This window comes from Bradyrhizobium pachyrhizi, from assembly GCF_001189245.1.
GTDB classification, from domain to species: domain Bacteria; phylum Pseudomonadota; class Alphaproteobacteria; order Rhizobiales; family Xanthobacteraceae; genus Bradyrhizobium; species Bradyrhizobium pachyrhizi.
Window position 1 is genome coordinate 102,611 of the sequence record NZ_LFIQ01000081.1, and the last position, 17,338, is coordinate 119,948.

15 protein-coding genes are annotated in these 17,338 nt (G+C 64.5%); 14 read left to right on the plus strand and 1 reads right to left on the minus strand.

What is annotated here, in order from left to right; all coding sequences use genetic code 11:
- Window positions 1-15 precede the first annotated feature (15 nt).
- The 5 genes from AKL29_RS42865 to AKL29_RS18210 all read left to right on the plus strand — a co-directional run bounded on the left by AKL29_RS42865 (window position 16) and on the right by AKL29_RS18210 (window position 7,668).
- Window positions 16-5,190: a beta strand repeat-containing protein gene (locus AKL29_RS42865; RefSeq protein ID WP_210168328.1), complete on the plus strand. Its 5,175-nt coding sequence runs from the start codon at window positions 16-18 to the stop codon at window positions 5,188-5,190.
- Window positions 5,191-5,528: 338 nt separating this feature from the next.
- Window positions 5,529-6,029, plus strand: a complete 501-nt coding sequence (locus AKL29_RS18195; protein WP_050385077.1) for a phage tail protein — start codon at window positions 5,529-5,531, stop codon at window positions 6,027-6,029.
- Between the two features lie 42 nt (window positions 6,030-6,071).
- Complete coding sequence (locus AKL29_RS18200) at window positions 6,072-6,566, plus strand: phage tail protein (protein ID WP_244482145.1); 495 nt, start codon at window positions 6,072-6,074, stop codon at window positions 6,564-6,566.
- Between the two features lie 12 nt (window positions 6,567-6,578).
- A complete protein-coding gene (locus tag AKL29_RS18205) occupies window positions 6,579-7,112 on the plus strand; it encodes a phage tail protein (RefSeq protein WP_028335300.1) in 534 nt (177 codons plus the stop codon).
- Window positions 7,113-7,119: 7 nt separating this feature from the next.
- A complete protein-coding gene (locus AKL29_RS18210; protein WP_244482146.1) occupies window positions 7,120-7,668 on the plus strand; it encodes a GNAT family N-acetyltransferase in 549 nt (182 codons plus the stop codon).
- Here AKL29_RS18210 and AKL29_RS18215 read toward each other — a convergent pair.
- On the minus strand, window positions 7,650-7,955 hold the full coding sequence (locus AKL29_RS18215; RefSeq protein WP_050385079.1) for a DUF6916 family protein: 306 nt from the start codon (window positions 7,953-7,955) through the stop codon (window positions 7,650-7,652). The genes AKL29_RS18210 and AKL29_RS18215 overlap by 19 nt on opposite strands.
- Window positions 7,956-8,411: 456 nt before the next feature.
- On the opposite strand from AKL29_RS18215, the gene AKL29_RS18220 reads away from it, so the two are divergent.
- The 9 genes from AKL29_RS18220 to AKL29_RS45030 form a co-directional block, all read left to right on the plus strand.
- Window positions 8,412-9,566: an iron-containing alcohol dehydrogenase gene (locus AKL29_RS18220; RefSeq protein ID WP_050385080.1), complete on the plus strand. Its 1,155-nt coding sequence runs from the start codon at window positions 8,412-8,414 to the stop codon at window positions 9,564-9,566.
- A gap of 86 nt (window positions 9,567-9,652) precedes the next feature.
- On the plus strand, window positions 9,653-11,203 hold the full coding sequence (locus tag AKL29_RS18225; RefSeq protein ID WP_050385081.1) for an AMP-binding protein: 1,551 nt from the start codon (window positions 9,653-9,655) through the stop codon (window positions 11,201-11,203).
- A 95-nt stretch (window positions 11,204-11,298) separates the two neighbouring features.
- A complete protein-coding gene (locus tag AKL29_RS18230; RefSeq protein WP_050385082.1) occupies window positions 11,299-12,186 on the plus strand; it encodes a TauD/TfdA dioxygenase family protein in 888 nt (295 codons plus the stop codon).
- Between the two features lie 5 nt (window positions 12,187-12,191).
- Window positions 12,192-12,407, plus strand: a complete 216-nt coding sequence (locus AKL29_RS42010; protein ID WP_152977646.1) for a hypothetical protein — start codon at window positions 12,192-12,194, stop codon at window positions 12,405-12,407.
- Between the two features lie 117 nt (window positions 12,408-12,524).
- On the plus strand, window positions 12,525-14,120 hold the full coding sequence (locus AKL29_RS18235; RefSeq protein WP_050385083.1) for an ABC transporter substrate-binding protein: 1,596 nt from the start codon (window positions 12,525-12,527) through the stop codon (window positions 14,118-14,120).
- Between the two features lie 36 nt (window positions 14,121-14,156).
- The gene (locus tag AKL29_RS18240; protein WP_028335293.1) at window positions 14,157-15,104 is read left to right on the plus strand and encodes an ABC transporter permease; all 948 of its coding nucleotides are present in this window, start codon (window positions 14,157-14,159) and stop codon (window positions 15,102-15,104) included.
- Between the two features lie 4 nt (window positions 15,105-15,108).
- A complete protein-coding gene (locus tag AKL29_RS18245) occupies window positions 15,109-16,002 on the plus strand; it encodes an ABC transporter permease (protein ID WP_016848340.1) in 894 nt (297 codons plus the stop codon).
- The gene (locus AKL29_RS18250) at window positions 16,002-17,015 is read left to right on the plus strand and encodes an ABC transporter ATP-binding protein (protein WP_050385084.1); all 1,014 of its coding nucleotides are present in this window, start codon (window positions 16,002-16,004) and stop codon (window positions 17,013-17,015) included. The genes AKL29_RS18245 and AKL29_RS18250 overlap by 1 nt, the downstream gene beginning before the upstream one ends.
- A partial coding sequence (locus AKL29_RS45030) for an ATP-binding cassette domain-containing protein (RefSeq protein ID WP_244482147.1) occupies window positions 17,012-17,338 on the plus strand: 327 nt, incomplete at its 3' end. The genes AKL29_RS18250 and AKL29_RS45030, both read left to right, overlap by 4 nt.

Sequence of the window (17,338 nt, forward strand, 5' to 3'; positions counted from 1 at the left end):
AACGCGACGACGGGTGTGATCACCGTCGCGGACAGCTCCAAGATCGATTACGAAAGCCCGGCCGGGCACGCCTACACCGTCACCGCGCAGGCCAGCGACGGTTTGCTCACGAGCTCGCAGACCTTCACCATCGCCGTCACCGACGTCGCGCCATCGACGCCGGTCGATGCCGACGCCGGCGTCAACCGCGTTGCGGTCAACGCACCGGTCGGCGCGGGAACCAGCGTCACGGCATCCTCGACCGACGTTAACGGCCCCGCCGTGACCTATTCGCTGGTCGGCGACACCTCCGGCGGCGGCTTCACCATCGATGCGACCACCGGCAAGATCACGGTCGCCGATCCCAGCAAGATCAACATTGCCGACCCGTCCTATGACGTCACGGTCGATGCGAGCGACGGCACGCTGCACAGCCAGCAGACCTTCACCATCGCCGTCGTGGTTGACCAGGCGCCGGTCGTCACCGCCGGCCACACGCTGAACTACATCGAGAACCAGGCCGCGACCGTGATCGATTCGGCGATCACCGTCACCGACGGCGACGACGCCAATCTGGTGTCCGCGACGGTGCAGATCACCGGCAACTATGCCAGCGGCCAGGATGTCCTCGGCTTTACCAACCAGAACGGCATCACCGGCTCGTTCAATGCCGCAACCGGAACGCTGACGCTGACCGGCTCCTCCAGCGTCGCGAACTACCAGGCCGCGCTGGCGTCGGTGACTTACATCAACACCAGCGACAATCCGTCCGCCCTGGCGCGCACCGTCACCATCACGACCAATGACGGCACGCTCGACAGCTCGCCGGTCACCGACACCATCAACGTCACCCCGGTCAACGACCCGCCCGTCGTCACCGCCGGTCATACCCTCAATTACACCGAGAACCAGGCCGCGACCGCGTTCGACCCGGCGATCACCGTGTCCGACGTCGACAACACTACGCTGACCGGCGCGACCGTGCAGATCACCGGTAACTACGCGAACGGTCAGGACGTGCTCGCCTTCACGTCCCAGAACGGCATCACCGGCTCGTTCAATGCGGGAACCGGCATGCTGACGCTGACAGGCACCGCCAGTGTCGCCGATTATCAGGCGGCGCTCGCCTCGGTGACTTATCAGAACACCAGCGACAATCCGTCGGGCCTGGCACGCACCGTCACGATCATTGCCAACGACGGCACGGCGAACTCAACGCCGGTCACCGGCACCATCAACGTCACGCCGGTCAACGATCCGCCGGTCACGACCGCCGGCGGCACGCTGAACTACACCGAAAACCAGGCCGCGACCGTGATCGATGCGTCGGTCAACGTGACCGACGTCGACAGCGCCAACCTGACCGGCGCGACGGTGCAGATCACCGGCTTCGCCGCCGGCCAGGACGTGCTCGGCTTCGTCAACCAGAACGGCATCACCGGCTCGTACAATTCCGCGACCGGCGTGCTGACGCTGACCGGCAACTCCAGCGTCGCCAACTACAAAACCGCGCTCGATTCCATCACCTATTTCAACTCGAGCGACAATCCGTCCGGCGCGGATCGCACCGTCAGCTTCACGGTCAATGACGGCTCGGCGAATAGCAACACCTCGACCTCGACCATCCATGTCACCCCGGTCAACGATGCGCCGGTCGTGAGCTTCGGTGCCATCACCGGCTTCTCCGAGCCGCCGAACGGCACGCCGGCAGCGAACTCGACGCCGGTCACGATCACGCCGAACCTGACGATCACGGACGCCGAAGGCAACAACCTGACCGATGCGACCTTCGTGCTGAACAATCTGAAGCCGTCGGATGCGCTGTCGATCGCGGGCCACGCCGGCAACAGCGGCGATATCGGCGGCATCCACTTCGAGATCACCAGCACCGCGGGCACCGAAACGATCAGCTTCACCGGCACCGACACGGTTGCGCACTACAATGCGGCGCTGGACCTGATCCAGTTCAACAACACCAGCGAAAACCCCGACACTACCGCGCGGTCCTACAGCCTGACCGTGCACGACGACGGCGGCACCGCCAATGGCGGCAATAACACCGGGACAGGATCGACGACGGGAAGCGTCACCGCGGTGGACGATGGACCCACCGCGTCGGTGCCGGCGGACAATTCGATCGGCACGGCGTTTTCGCACACCAATCTCGCGATTTCAGGGCTTTCGGTCGCCGACATCGATGCCGCGAGCGGCAACGTCACGGCGACGATTGCCTCAAGCCATGCCAACCTGACCTTCAATACCGCCGGGCTCGCCAGCTTCACCAACAACAGCAGCCACACGGTGACGCTGACCGGTACCGTCGCGCAGGTCAACACCGCGCTCGCGACGCTGACCTACAACAGCGACGACGGCTTCACCGGCTCGGACACCGTCACGCTGAACATCAACGACAACGGCAATACCGGCACCGGCGGGCCGCTCACGTCGGGCGCCCAGACCTTCCACGTCGGCGTCGTCCCACAGGTGTTCTACATCGACAACTCGCCCACGGCGCTGGCCAACAGCGCCAATCTCGGCACCGCGGCCGATCCATACACCTCGATCGCCGCCTACAACGCGGCGAATCCGGCGGGCTCGGGCGACTATGTCGTGCTGAGGTCCGGCACCTATACCGAGGCCAACGGCATCAACCTCGCCAATGGCGTCAACCTGGTCGGCGGCAGTCACTCCCTGACGTTCACCAATCCGGTGACGGGCGCCGTGGTGACCGCGAACACCGCGACCGGGACCGATCCGGTCATCAAGGTGACCGGTGCCGACAACGGCATCGACCTGCTCGGCACGTCCGGCCACAGCATCAGCGGCGTCAGCATCGACACCTCGGCCTCGACCGGCATGGGCATCAGCGACGACGGCTTCAATGTCGGCACCGTCACGATGTCCGACATCACGGTCAAGACTGCCAGTGGCACCGGCATGAGCTTCACGCATGGCGGCACCATCACGCTGACCGGCACCAACAACTCCATCACGTCAGGCACCGGCACCGCGCTCGATGTCGAGAATACCCAGATCGGCTCGTCCAACCTCATCCTCAAGAGCATCACCTCGAGCGGCGGGTCAAACAACGGCATCATCCTGTCAAATACCGGCACGGCCGCCGGCAATGGCGGCCTGCACATCACCGGCGACGGCTCGACGGCCGGCAGCGGCGGCACCATCGCCAACAAGACCGGCGCCGACGGCAGCACCACGCAGGGCACCGGCGTCTATCTGAATAACACCAAGGACGTTCAGCTCTCCTACCTGGCGATGCACGACTTCCAGAACTACGGCATCGTCGGCACCAACGTCACCGGCTTTGCGCTCGGCAACACCACGGTGACCGGCACCAACGGCGATAATGTCGGCGGCATCGGCGAAGGCGACGTCTACTTCACCGGCCTGTCCGGCTCGGCGACGGTGACGAACTCCACCTTCACGGGCGCGGCGCTCGATGCGTTCCACGTCTTCAATAACAGTGGTCAGACACTCAACCGCATCACCATCACCGGTTCGACCTTTGCGACCAATTCGGCAGCCGGAAACAGCTCGGGCGATGCGCTGGTGTTCCAGGCCACCGACGGAACATTCAACGCGACCGTTCAGAATTCAACATTCACGTCGGCACGCGGCGACCTGTTCCAGCTCGACCTGCACGGCGGCGTCAGCTCGGACCTCGTGCTGAATGGCAACAGCTTCTCGAACAACAACCAGAACATCGTCTCGGGCGGTGGCGGCATCACCATCAGTTCCGGCGGAACCGGCGACCACGCCAACCTGACCTTCAACATCGCCAACAACACGATGCGCGATGCCCTCGGCACCGCGCTCGGCATCAGCACTGGATCGGGAGCAAGCTCGTTTAACGGAACGATCGATTCCAACACGATCGGCGTCGCGGGCGTCGCCAACAGCGGCTCCGCCCAGGGCAGCGACATCGGCTTCGTCACCATGGGCGGCGCCAATTCCAGCGTGACAATCACCAACAACCATCTGTACCAGTACAACGACGACGGTATCTATCTGCAGACCGGCGACGCCGTGGACGGTGGCAACGCACTGCTGACCGCGATCGTCATGGGCAACACGGCGTCCAATCCGGGCGCGTTCGGCAATCATGGCTTCGAGCTGAACGCTGGCACGGTCGGCACGCCCACACGTGACGCGCAGAGCGTCTCGCTGACGCTGGGCGGCACCGGAGCCCAGGAAAATCAGTTCCTTGGTTCGGGCGCGAATGGCGGCACCGATATTCGGCTGCGCGATCGCTTCGATACCACCGTCGGCCTGCACGCGGGCGACGGCACGTCCTACGGCGGCGGCTCGACCGATACCGCCGCGATTTCAGCCTACGTCCTGGCGCACAACACGGTCACCACGGCGCCGACGATCAGCGTCACGGCGGGCAGCACAAACGGGTTCGGCTCATCGCCGCTGCTCGCCGCGGATGGCGGCGTGCAGGCCGCCGTCGCGACCCCGGGTGAAACCCACCTGACGCAAAGCCAGCTCGACTCGGTCGTCTCGGCGGCCATTACCCAATGGGCGAAGGCTGGCGTGGACGCGGATCAACTGGCGGCGCTGCATGCCGTCACCTTCAGCGTCGCTGATCTCGCCGGCCAGGTCGTCGGCCTGGAAAGCGCCGGCCACATCACGATCGATGCCGACGCCGCGGGCCATGGCTGGTTTGTCGATTCGACACCGTTTGACAATTTTGAGTTCACCCACGCGCTCAATGCTTCCGGCTCCGACCTGCAGACCGATTCGTCGACGGCCGCAGCCGGTCATCTCGATCTATTGACCGCCGTGGTCCATGAACTGGGACACGTGCTCGGCCTCCCCGACCTGACGTCGTCATCCGACGTCAATGACCTGATGTATATCAGTCTGGCCGACGGCGAGCGGCGGCTCCCAACCGCCGCGGATGTCACGCAGGCCAACGTGGGATCGGCGAAGGCGATGCCGATGCAGAGCAACACATCCTCGACTCTGAACCGCGACGGCTTCGACTTCTCGTCGTTCACCCAGACGCCGTCGCAGGCCAGCACGAGCCACGCGGACCTGGCCGCGAACACCCAGACCTGGTCCGATCTGTTCAGCGGGCATGCCAATGCCGGCACCCCATGGTGGGTCGGCCATGAGGCGACGTTCGCCGCCATGGGCGGCACGCCGACCGACAACCACGCCCAGTTGCACCATGACCTGATCGTCTGACCGGGCATCGTATCGACTACACAACGCCTGCCGAACCGTTGCGGCTGGCGTTGCCCCAGATAGATGAGATCCACGCTTCCGTCGACCCGGCAAACTTCAATCGCCTCATGATGTCCGCTTGGACATGTCCGATTCGTGACAACGGTCCCGTCAGCGGCGATACCGTCTCGTCGCGAACTGCGAATGGCTCGCGCGGCCGCGGAATTGAAAAAATCGCGGAAACCCGACAATCGTTGAGGTTGCACTAGCCGTAAAACACGCTATCGTGCAGACGTTGCACACGCAGCATCATTGCTTCGAATTTTTCACAAATCGTACGACGTATTCGCGGAGGACCGATGGCCGATCCGTTTCTTTCCGAAGTCCGCATGATGTCGTTCGGCTTTGCGCCCAAGGGTTGGGCAATTTGCAACGGCCAGCTGCTTCCCATCGCTCAGAATCAGGCACTGTTCTCGTTGCTGGGTACGACCTATGGCGGGGACGGGCGCGTCACTTTTGGCCTGCCCGACCTTCGAGGCCGGGTGCCGATCAGTATGGGCCCCGGCTATACGCTCGGCCAACGCGGCGGCGAGGAGAGCCACACGCTCACGATCAATGAGATGGCGCAGCACAATCATTTGGCCAACGCCACCAACAGCAACGGTAGCCAGCCGCTCGATTCGGGGGCCTATCTCGGTGCCTTCAACAACGGCTACAGCACGTCGACGACCGACATCACCCCGCTCAATCCATTAACCGTGGGCAATGCCGGCGGCAGCCAGGCCCATCAGAACATGCAACCGTTCCTGACGATCAATTTCAGCATTGCCCTCCAGGGCATTTTCCCCTCGCAGAATTGACGAGAAGCGCCGATGTCAGAATCTTTTGTGGGCGAGATCCGTATGTTCGGCGGCAGCTTTGCCCCGGTTGGATGGAATTTCTGTGACGGCAGCCTGTTGGCGATCTCCCAGTACGACGCGCTGTTCACCCTGATCGGCACCACCTATGGCGGCGACGGCCAATCCACCTTCGCGGTCCCCGATCTGCGCGGCCGCTTGCCAATCCACACGGGCACCGCCAGCAGCGGCACGACCTATGTCATGGGGCAGACTGGCGGCGTCGAAAACGTAACACTCACGACGCAGACGATCCCGCAGCATTCGCACGCCTTCATCGCCGCGAAGCAGACCGGCACCGCGTCGAACCCGCAGGGAAATATTCTCGATCAGACGACCGGCACCATCGCGATGTACATCGACGGCCAGCCGCCCGACGGGCCCATGGCAAGCGGAATGCTGACGAATACCGGCGGAAGCCTGCCGCACAGCAATTTGCAGCCGCTCCTTTGCGTCACCTTCATCATTTCGCTGTACGGCATTTTTCCGAGCCAGGGCTAGGAGCGCGACACCATGGCCGACCCCTTCGTCGCCGAAATCCGCATCTTTCCGTTCAACTTCGCTCCCAAGGGCTGGGCCTTCTGCAGCGGCCAGATCCTGCCGATCTCGCAGAACACGGCGCTGTTCTCGCTGCTCGGCGTCACCTATGGCGGCAACGGCACGACGAATTTCGCGCTTCCCAACATGCAGGGCAACGCGCCGCTCGCGCCCGGACAGGGCCCGGGGCTGTCGCTGTATGACCTCGGGGAGACCACCGGCTCTCCCAATGTGACGCTGCTGCAAAACCAAATACCGCAGCACAACCACCCCGTGAACGTCGGCACGCAGGACACGGCCGACGTTCAAGTCCCGAGCCCGACCCGCATCCTCGGCAAATCGGCCAACGCGTTCGCCTACGTGCCCGGGAGCCCGGCGCCGACACTGACGCAGATGAACGCCACCATGATCGGCATGACGGGCGGAAACCTTCCGCACAACAACATGCAGCCTTACCTCACGCTGAACTTCTGCATCGCACTGCAGGGCGTCTTCCCGGCGCGAGGCTGAGCTCGTTTTGGCTCTCGACGCGCCAGGCACCATCACGCCCGCCTTCGGCTGGGCGCGCGCGGCCGAAGCCGGTTGCGGCTTTCGCCGCCTGTCGGAGGCGGACCTGCCGTTCCTCAGCCGCCTCTATGCCTCGACGCGCGCCGAAGAACTTGCGCCGGTGCCGTGGAGCGAGGCCGACAAGGCCGCCTTTCTCGAGCAGCAATTCCGCGCCCAGCACGCGCACTACCAGCAGCACTATCCGAACGCCGATTGGCTGGTGATCGCGCGCCAGGGCGAAGACGTCGGCCGGTTCTATCTCGAACGCTGGCCGAGCCAGCACCGCATCATCGACATCGCCTTCCTGCCGGAGCATCGTGGCAGAGGCTACGGCGAAGCGTTGCTGCGCGACGCGATCGACGAGGCGGAGGCCGCCGGCAAGGACGTCTCGATCCACGTCGAGAAGCTCAACCCGGCGATGCGGCTCTACCGGAGGCTCGGCTTCATCACCGAGGAAGACAAGGGCGTCTACGACCTGATGCGCTGGCGGGCGGCAGAGCGTCAGGTGAAGATCGCCTGATAACCATTGCCGTGCGCGACCGGACCGATCGGCACCAGGAACATCTCGATCACGCCCAATGCCGGATGCCGCACCGGATAGATCGCCTGCGGCAGCCATGCGCCCTTCGGCGCCGTGAACAGCAGCGAGAACGCGCCGCCCGGCCGGCCGCTGTTGCCCGCGGGCTCGATCTTGGTGAGATTCAGCGGCACGACGCGATCCCTCTCCGCCTGCATCTCGAACTCCGCATCCCGATGCGGCCTGAAGTCATCAATATGCAGTTTCGCCAGATCGACGGTGGATGTCATGCGCTGCCCCTGTTGGTCCCGAAGCTGTAGCACGCCGCGTGCCGCCTCGCGCGACAAAAAGGACCTGACGGGCAGCGCAGCGCGAGATCGCCAACCGGCTTTGCCTGCGCCCTCTGCTTCGATAGGAGGCAAGTAAACGCAAGACTCGGACGCATCGCGCCGCGAGGATGCTGACGCATGGCTCACAAGCCGCGCCACAAATTCGCTGTCGACCCTGCGAAAGCAGGGACCCATAACCACGAGTGGTCATTAGTGAGCGAGGCTGAAATGACGAGTTCCCTCAACAACGAACGCCGCGGAATATGGGTCCCTGCTTTCGCAGGGACGACAGTGGAATAGGCAGCACGACCATACCCGCAACCGGCCCAGAGCCCTGATGACGGCCCCGATTTCCTCCGCTAACCTCGCCGCAAAGGACCGCCGGCAAGGCGGATCGTGTTGAGGGAGGACAGGCGCTTGCATCAAGGCCGTGTCGTATTCGGCGCCATGGACGAGGTCGTGTTCGGGCGGCCCGCGCGTGAGGCCATCGTCGAGCAGCTGGACCGGATTGGCGCCGAGCGCGCCTTTCTGATGGTGTCGGGCACGCTGAACCGCGAGACCGACGAGATCGAAAAGGTTCGCGCGGCGCTTGGGCGGCGCTGCGTCGGCACCTTCGACAAGATGCCGGCGCACACGCCGCGCGCCGCGGTGATCGCGGCGGCAGAGCAGGCGCGCGGCGCGAAAGCGGATTTGATCGTCACGATCGGCGGCGGCTCGATCACCGACGGCGCCAAGGCGGTGCAGCTTTGCCTCGCCAACAACGTCACGACGGCTGACGGCATCGAAACGATCCGCACCCATGGCGGCGTCTCGCCCGCGATGAATCCACCGACCGTGCGCCAGATCAGCGTGCCGACCACCATCGCCGGCGGCGAGTTCTCCTCCATCGCCGGCGTCACCAACGAGGCCAAGCGGCAAAAGGAGATGCTGCGCCATCCGCTGGTGATGCCGCGCGCCACCATCCTCGATCCGGAACTGTCGGTGCACACGCCGGAATGGCTGTTCCTGTCGACCGGCATCCGCGCCGTCGACCATTGCGTTGAAGGCATCTGCTCGCGCGAGGCGCATCCCTACGGCGACGCGCAGGCGCTGAAGGGGCTGGAGATGCTGGCAGCCGGCCTGCCGCGGGTGAAAGCCGACCCGAAGGATATTTCGGCGCGAATGGATTGCCAGATCGGCACCTGGCTCTCCACCGGCCCGCTCGCCTCGGGCGTACCGATGGGCGCGAGCCACGGCATCGGCTACGTGCTCGGCGCCGAGTTCGAAGTGCCACACGGCTATACCTCGTGCGTGATGCTGCCCGCGGTGATGCGCTGGAACAAGCGCGACAATGCCGACGGGCAGGCGCTGGTCGCGGCCGCAATGGGACATGCGGGCGCGGACGCCGGCGACGTGCTCGACCGCTTCATCCGCGACCTCGGCATGCCGCGCAGCCTGCAGGAGGTCCACGTCGGCCCCGAGCATTTCGACCGCATCGCAAAGCAAGCGATGCGAACGCCCTGGGTGCCGCGCAATCCGCGCAAGATCGACAATCCATCCCAGGTTCGCGAGATTCTGGAGATGGCTGCATAGAGCGTTTTTCGAGCGAAGCGGTACCGTTTCGCGTGAAAAAACGCGTCAAACGAGAACAAGCACGATCAAGGGGGATCTGGAGTTCGATGTACACCGGCAAGCATGCCTACCTGCGCCCGCTGCAACCCGCCTTCATCATGGCCGGGACCGGCGAGACCGTCACCTATCGTGAACTCGAGGCGCGCTCCAACCGGCTCGCGCATCTGTTCCGCAAGCAGGGGCTGCGGCGGCTCGACCATTATTCGATCTTCATGGAGAACAACAATCGCTACCTCGAGGCCTGCAGCGCCGGCGAGCGCGCCGGGCTCTACTTCACCTGCGTCAACTCCTACCTCACCGCGGGCGAGCTCGCCTACATCCTGACCAACAGCCAGTCGCGAGTCCTGATCACCTCGAAGCTGAAGCTCGACATCGCGCGCGAGGCGCTGAAGGAGTGTCCGCAGGTCGAGCTCTGCATCGTGGTCGACGGCGAAAGCGAGAGCGATCGCATTGTCGGGCTGCGAGAGGCGACTGCAGGCCTGCCGGCAACGCCGATCGCGGACGAATTTGCCGGCACCGCGATGCTGTATTCCTCCGGCACGACCGGCCGGCCCAAGGGCATCGTGCGGCCGCTGCCGGAGCAACCGCCGTCGCAGAACCTGCCGCTGTTCGATTTCCTGACCAAGCTCTGGCACTACCGCGAGGGCATGGTCTACCTCTCGCCGGCGCCGCTCTACCACTCGGCGCCGCAGGCCGCGGTCAATCTCACCATCCGGATGGGCGGCACGGTCGTCATCATGGAGAGCTTCGACCCGGAGCGCTATCTGCAGCTGGTCGAGCAATGGGGCATCACCCACAGCCAGCTGGTGCCGACCATGTTCTCGCGTCTGCTGAAGCTGCCCGAGGAGGTTCGCGCCCGCTACGATCTGTCGACCCTCGAGATCGCGATCCATGCCGCCGCGCCCTGCCCGGCGCTGGTCAAGGACGACATGATCAAATGGTGGGGTCCCATCATCCACGAATATTACGGCGCGACCGAGGGCCTCGGCTTCACCGCCTGCAACAGCGAGGAGTGGCTCGCGCATCGCGGCACCGTCGGCAGGGTCCTGCTCGGCGATCTGCATATCCTCGACGAGAACATGCAGCCCTGCCCCAAGGGAACGCCGGGCACGGTGTGGTTCAAGACCGCCACGCCATTCGAATATTTCAACGACCCCGCCAAGACCAGCGAGGCGCGCTCGGCCGACGGCAGCATGAGCACGGTTGGCGACGTCGGCTATGTCGACGACGACAACTTCCTCTATCTCACCGATCGCGCCACCTTCATGATCATCTCCGGCGGCGTGAACATCTATCCGCAGGAATGCGAGAATCTCCTGATCACTCACCCCAAGGTCGCCGACGCCGCGGTGTTCGGCGTACCCAATGTCGACCTCGGCGAGGAAGTGAAGGCGGTGGTGCAGCCGGTCGACGGCATCGCGCCGGGGCCGGAGCTCGCCGAGGAACTGATCGCGTTCTGCGCCGGCTCGCTGTCGCGCCAGAAGGTGCCGCGCTCGGTGGATTTCGAGGCCGAGCTGCCGCGGCTGCCGACCGGCAAGCTCTACAAGCGCCTGCTGCGTGACCGCTATTGGGGCAACAAGACCTCGCGGATCGTGTGACGGATATGCGGATCAGCTCCGCGCATGACGAATTTGCCGCTGTCGCGCCACTGTCCTAGGCTTGCGGCAACAACAAAGAAACGGGAGGACTTGCGATGGAAGTGATCCCGCTGGAACCTGGCTTCGGTGCCGAGCTGCGCGGCGTCACGCTGTCGGACGTTGCCGCCAGCGATGCCGCCTATGCGGCGGTGCGCGCGGCGTTCGAGGAACATTCGGTGCTGGTGTTCCGCGGCCAGGACGTCAGCGACGACATCCAGCTCGCCTTCTCGCGCCGGTTCGGCCCGCCCGAGGTGACCAAGGTGGGCTCGATGGGCACCGGCTCGCATTTCGTGATCCTCTCGACCTTCGGGCCTGACGGCAAGGTGGTTCCATCCGATCACCGGCAGCAGCTGCGCGCCAGGGCCAACCAGCTCTGGCACACCGATTCCTCCTTCAAGCGCGTGCCGGCGCTGACCTCGATCCTGTCGGCGCGCATCATTCCCGAACATGGCGGCGAGACCGAATTCGTCTCGATGCGGCTTGCCTTCGAGCGGCTCGACAAGGACACGGCAAAACGGCTGGAGAACTCGTTCGCCTGGCACTCCTACGCGCATTCGCGCAGCAAGGTGGCGACCGGCCTCGCAACGACTGAAGAGGTCGACGCGCTGCCGCCGGTGTGCTGGCGCATGGTCTGGCGCAATCCCGTCAACGGCCGTGGCGCGCTGTATCTTGCCTCCCATGCCTATGGCGTCGAGGGCATGGATGCCGAGGCCGGCAAGGCGCTGATCGAGCAATTGACCGAAGCCGCGACCGCCCCCGGCGTCAGCTATCTGCATCAATGGAAGCAGGGCGACGTCGTGATGTGGGACAACCGCGCCACCATGCATCGCGGCCGCCCCTGGCCGGCGCATGAGGGCCGCCTGATGATCCGCACCACGATCTCGGCGACCGCGGCCGATGGCGTCGCCAACATGCACCTGCCCTCGCCGCAGGCGGCGGAGTGAGGTGAATGGTGATGCCGCTTCACCGTCATTCTGCGTTTCGAAGGATGACGGAAGAAGAAATTGTGCGACACGTCGGCGACATACTGTCGCTGATTGCAGCCCGCTTCACCCGCCCGCATCGGCGTTGGCAACCGAATCAAACGGAGTTTCACCGCTGCATAGCAAAACAACCCAGGTTCCCTGCCATCACAGCCATTATTCCCGATCCGTGGAAATTTTAATGTCCTGGCGTCATCCGAATTGCCAATCCCCACGCGATCCTCGCTGGTTGCCCGACAGCCTCACCGTGGTATCGTCGATGCCAATCGGCCATTGAGACCGAAATGTGGGAGGGGACCATGCGGAGCGTGCAAGCGCTGGCCGTCGCGGTGTTGTCTGTGCTGATCATCAGCGACGTTTCACGCGCAGCCGAGCCGAAACCGGGCGGCATCTTCAGGATCTATCACCGCGACAGCCCCGGCAGCGCCTCGATCCACGAGGGCGCAACCTATTCGCTGAACGTTCCGTTCATGCCGATCTTCAACAATCTCGTCATCTTCGACCAGCACATCGCCCAGAACAGCGCCAGCACGATCAGGCCCGAGCTTGCGGAAAGCTGGGCCTGGAGCGGCGACAACAAGACGCTGACCTTCAAGCTGCGCAAGGACGTGAAATGGCACGACGGCAAGCCGTTCACCGCCGCCGACGTCAAATGCACCTTCGACATGCTGATGGGCAAGTCGCAGCAGAAGTTCCGGCAGAATCCGCGCAAGTCCTGGTACGAGCAGGTCGAGGAGGTCACGACCAACGGCGACTATGAGGCGTCGTTCAAGCTGAAGCGGCCGCAGCCGGCGCTGCTGTCGCTGCTCGCCTCGGGCTATTCGCCGGTCTATCCCTGCCATGTGTCGCCGGCCGAGATGCGCACCAAGCCGGTCGGCACCGGCCCGTTCAAGTTCGTCGAGTTCAAGGCCAACGAATCGATCAAGCTCACCAAGAACCCGGATTACTTCAAGAAGGGCCTGCCTTATCTTGACGGTATCGAGTTCACCATCATCCCGAACCGCTCGACCGCGATCCTCGGCTTCGTCTCCGGCAAGTTCGACATGACGTTCCCGACCGAGGTCTCGATCCCGCTGCTCAAGGACGTCAAGTCGCAGGCGCCCAATGCGGTCTGCGTGGTGGAACCGAACAACGTCTCCACCAACATCATCATCAATTCGACCGCGCCGCCCTTCGACAATCTCGACATCCGCCGCGCGCTGGCGCTGGCGCTCGACCGCAAGGCGTTCATCCAGATCATGTTCGAGGGCCAGGGCGACATCGGCGGTACCATGGAGCCGGCGCCGGATGGGCTGTGGGCGATGCCGAAGGACATGCTGGAGCAGATCCCCGGCTACGGTCCCGACATCGAGAAGAACCGCGAGGAAGCCCGCAAGCTGATGCAGAAGGCGGGCTATGGCCCGGACAAGCACCTGCAGATCAAGGTCTCGACCCGCAACATCGCGGTCTATCGCGATCCCGCGATCATCCTGATCGACCAGATCAAGAGCATCTACATCGACGCCGAGCTCGACGTCGTCGACACCGCGCAATGGTTCCCGAAGATCGCCCGCAAGGACTATTCGCTCGGCCTCAACCTCACCGGCAATGCCGTCGACGAGCCCGACCAGTCCTTTTACGAGAACTATGCCTGCGGCTCGGAGCGGAACTACACCAACTATTGCAACAAGGAGATCGAGAAGCTGTTCGACCAGCAGTCGGAAGAGACCAACGTCGACAAGCGCAAGAAGCTGGTCTGGGAGATCGACAAGAAGCTGCAGGAAGACGTCGCGCGGCCGATCATCTTCCATGCCCGCACCGGCACCTGCTGGCAGCCTTACGTGAAGAATGTCACGATCATGTCCAACAGCTCCTATAACGGCTATCGTTACGAAGACGTCTGGCTGGACAAGTAGGTCTGGATACGGACGGGATCAGGGAGAAAAGCCAGGGTGTTTGCCTATATCGTGCGGCGGCTGTTCCTGATGCTGGTGACCCTGTTCGGGATCTCGGTCATCATCTTCGTGCTGCTGCGCGTCGTTCCCGGCAACATCGTCGACATCCTGTTCGACGCCGCGGGCTTCGTCGACCCCGCCGACAAGGCCAATCTCGAGCGCGAGCTTGGCCTCAGCCAGCCGATCGTAATCCAGTATCTGCACTGGATCGGCGGCCTGCTGCACGGCGACCTCGGCTATTCCTACGTCTCGGAAAAGCCGGCGCTGGAGGAAATCCTGCCGCGGATTCCGATCACGGCGCGGCTTGCCGGACTGGCGCTATTGTTCTCCGCCTCGATCGGCATTCCGCTCGGCGTCATCAGCGCCGTCCACCAGGGCTCAAGGCTCGATTATGCGCTGCGCGTCGTCAGCCTCAGCGGCCTGTCGCTGCCGTCTTTCTGGCTCGGCCTCCTGATCTTGATGGCCTCGGTCTCGCTGTTCGGCACCATGCCGATCTTCAATCCAAACCCGAAAACCTGGCTCGAGGCGCTGACCATCTATGCCGTGCCGGCGATGGCGGTCGGCTTCCGCAGCGCGGCGCTCACGATGCGCATCACCCGCTCCTCGATGCTGGAAATCCTGCGCCAGGACTATATCCGCACCGCGCGCGCGAAGGGCGCCTCCGAGGCCTCGGTGAACTATCACCACGCGCTGAAGAACGCGGTGCTGCCCGTCATCACCGTGATCGGCATCGAGGCCGCGTTCCTGATCGGCGGGCTTATCGTCACCGAGACCGTATTCAACATCCCCGGCATCGCCCGCTTCCTGGTCGAGGCGTTGCGCTGGCGTGACTACCCGATCGTGCAGAACCTCGTGATGTTCATCGCCGTCGTCGTGGTGGTGGTGAATTTCATCGTCGACATGCTCTATGCGGCGATCGACCCGCGTATCCGGTTTGGAGACTGAGCGCTTGGCAACGATCAACTTCGACAGCGAATTGCGACGTGCCGGGGCCAACGCCACCGGTGGCTGGGGACGGTTTGCGTTCCTCGCGCAGCGCCACGTGCTCGGCACGGTCGGCCTCGTCATCATGCTGCTGTTCGTGCTGACCGCGATCTTCGCCAACGTCATCAGCCGCTACGATCCGCTCAGCGTCGATTCAGCGCACCGGCTGGCTGCGCCGTCCGCGCTGCACTGGTTCGGCACCGATTCCTTCGGCCGCGACGTCTGGAGCCGCATCATCCATGGCGCGCGGATCTCGCTTGCCGTCGGCATCGGCTCGACGACGCTCGGCGCCACGCTCGGCGTGATCGTGGGCCTCGCCTCCGGCTATCTCTCCGGCTGGGTCGACCTCGTATTCCAGCGGGTGACCGACATCCTGCAATCGCTGCCGCTGCTGGTGCTCGCACTCGTCATGACCGCGGCGCTCGGTCCCTCGCTGCCGAACGTGATCCTGGCGATCGCAATTCCCCTGATCCCGACGGTCGCGCGCGTGATCCGCGCCAACACGCTGGCGCTGCGCGAGCAACCGTTCGTCGAGGCCGCCAAATCGATCGGCATGAGCGAGATGCGGATTGCGCTGCGCCACGTGCTGCCCAACACCATCGCACCGCTGATCGTGCTCGCCACCGCGCAGCTCGGCTCGACCATCCTGACCGAAGCGTCGCTGTCGTTCCTTGGCCTCGGCATCCCCGAGCCTTATCCGTCCTGGGGTCGCATGCTGTCGGAATCCGCCGCCGAATATGTCCGCACCGCGCCGTGGCTGGTGATCTTCCCCGGCATTGCGATCAGCCTCGCGGTGTTCGGCACCAATCTGTTCGGCGACGCGTTGCGCGACATTCTCGATCCGAGGCAGCGCGGCTGATGCGCGAGACCAAGACGCTCGATACGGTTCTCGAGGTGAAAAACCTGCAAACGGTGTTCTTCACCAACTCCGGCCTGTTCCGCGCGGTCGACGATGTCTCGTTCTCGGTCCGCCGCGGCGAAACGCTGGCGATCGTCGGCGAATCCGGCTGCGGCAAGAGCGTCAGCGCGCTATCGATCATGCGGCTGGTGCCCGATCCGCCCGGCCGCATCGTCGGCGGCTCGGTGACACTCGAGGGCACCGACCTGTTGAAGCTCGACGATGCCGCGATGCGCGACATCAGGGGCAACCGCATCTCGATGATCTTCCAGGAGCCGATGACCTCGCTCAATCCGGTGATGCGGATCGGCGACCAGATCATCGAGGCGGTGCGGCTGCACCAGAAGGTGAGCAGCAAGGAGGCCTGGAAGCAGGCCGTCGACATGCTGCGGCTGGTGCGCATTCCGGAGCCGGAGCGCCGCGCGCAGGAATATCCGCATCAGCTGTCCGGCGGCATGCGCCAGCGCGCCATGATCGCGATGGCGCTGGCGTGCCGGCCGGCGCTCCTGATCGCGGACGAGCCGACCACGGCGCTCGACGTCACCATCCAGGCGCAGATCCTGGCGCTGATCGTCGATCTGCAGCAGCGGCTCGGCACCGGGCTGATCCTGATCACCCACGACCTCGGCGTCGTCGCGCAGACCGCGCAGCGCGTGATCGTGATGTATGCCGGCAAGAAGGTCGAGGAGGCGACGGTTGAATCCTTGTTCGAGACGCCGCTGCATCCCTACACCCGCGGGCTGATGGCCTCGATCCCGGCGGTGCCCTCGCCCGACGCGAGAGAGGACGTCCGGCTGGTCGAAATCCCCGGCATGGTGCCGTCGCTGACCAAGCTGCCGCCCGGCTGCGCCTTCGCACCGCGCTGCAAGCTCGCAGTCGACCGCTGCCGTCAGGAATATCCGCCGCTCGACGAGACCAAGAGCAATCACTGGGCGGCGTGCTGGCGCGCCGGCGAGATAGCGGAGGCGTCATGACCGAGCAGCGCCCGCTCCTCGAGGTGACCGACCTCGTCAAGCACTACGCGGTGCGCGGCGGTGTGCTGCGCCGGCAGGTCGGCACCGTGCATGCGGTCGACGGCGTCAGCTTCGCGCTTGGCGCCGGCGAGACGCTCGGGCTGGTCGGGGAATCCGGCTGCGGCAAGTCGACGGTGGCGCGCACCGTGCTGCGGCTGGTCGAGCCGACCAGCGGCGCCATCAAGCTGGATGGCGAGGACATCGCGTCGCTCAGCAAGACCGCGCTGCGACCGTACCGGCGCTCGATGCAGATCGTGTTCCAGGATCCGTTCGCCTCGCTCAAT

Bases quoted from the DNA above. Each gene is read 5' to 3' on its own strand.
- AKL29_RS18195 (WP_050385077.1), top strand. From the start codon at position 5,529: ATGGCCGATCCGTTTCTTTCCGAAGTCCGCATGATGTCGTTCGGCTTT.
- AKL29_RS18200 (WP_244482145.1), top strand. From the start codon at position 6,072: ATGTTCGGCGGCAGCTTTGCCCCGGTTGGATGGAATTTCTGTGACGGC.
- AKL29_RS18205 (WP_028335300.1), top strand. From the start codon at position 6,579: ATGGCCGACCCCTTCGTCGCCGAAATCCGCATCTTTCCGTTCAACTTC.
- AKL29_RS18215 (WP_050385079.1), bottom strand. From the start codon at position 7,955: ATGACATCCACCGTCGATCTGGCGAAACTGCATATTGATGACTTCAGG.
- AKL29_RS18225 (WP_050385081.1), top strand. From the start codon at position 9,653: ATGTACACCGGCAAGCATGCCTACCTGCGCCCGCTGCAACCCGCCTTC.
- AKL29_RS18230 (WP_050385082.1), top strand. From the start codon at position 11,299: ATGGAAGTGATCCCGCTGGAACCTGGCTTCGGTGCCGAGCTGCGCGGC.
- AKL29_RS42010 (WP_152977646.1), top strand. From the start codon at position 12,192: ATGGTGATGCCGCTTCACCGTCATTCTGCGTTTCGAAGGATGACGGAA.
- AKL29_RS18235 (WP_050385083.1), top strand. From the start codon at position 12,525: ATGCGGAGCGTGCAAGCGCTGGCCGTCGCGGTGTTGTCTGTGCTGATC.
- AKL29_RS18250 (WP_050385084.1), top strand. From the start codon at position 16,002: ATGCGCGAGACCAAGACGCTCGATACGGTTCTCGAGGTGAAAAACCTG.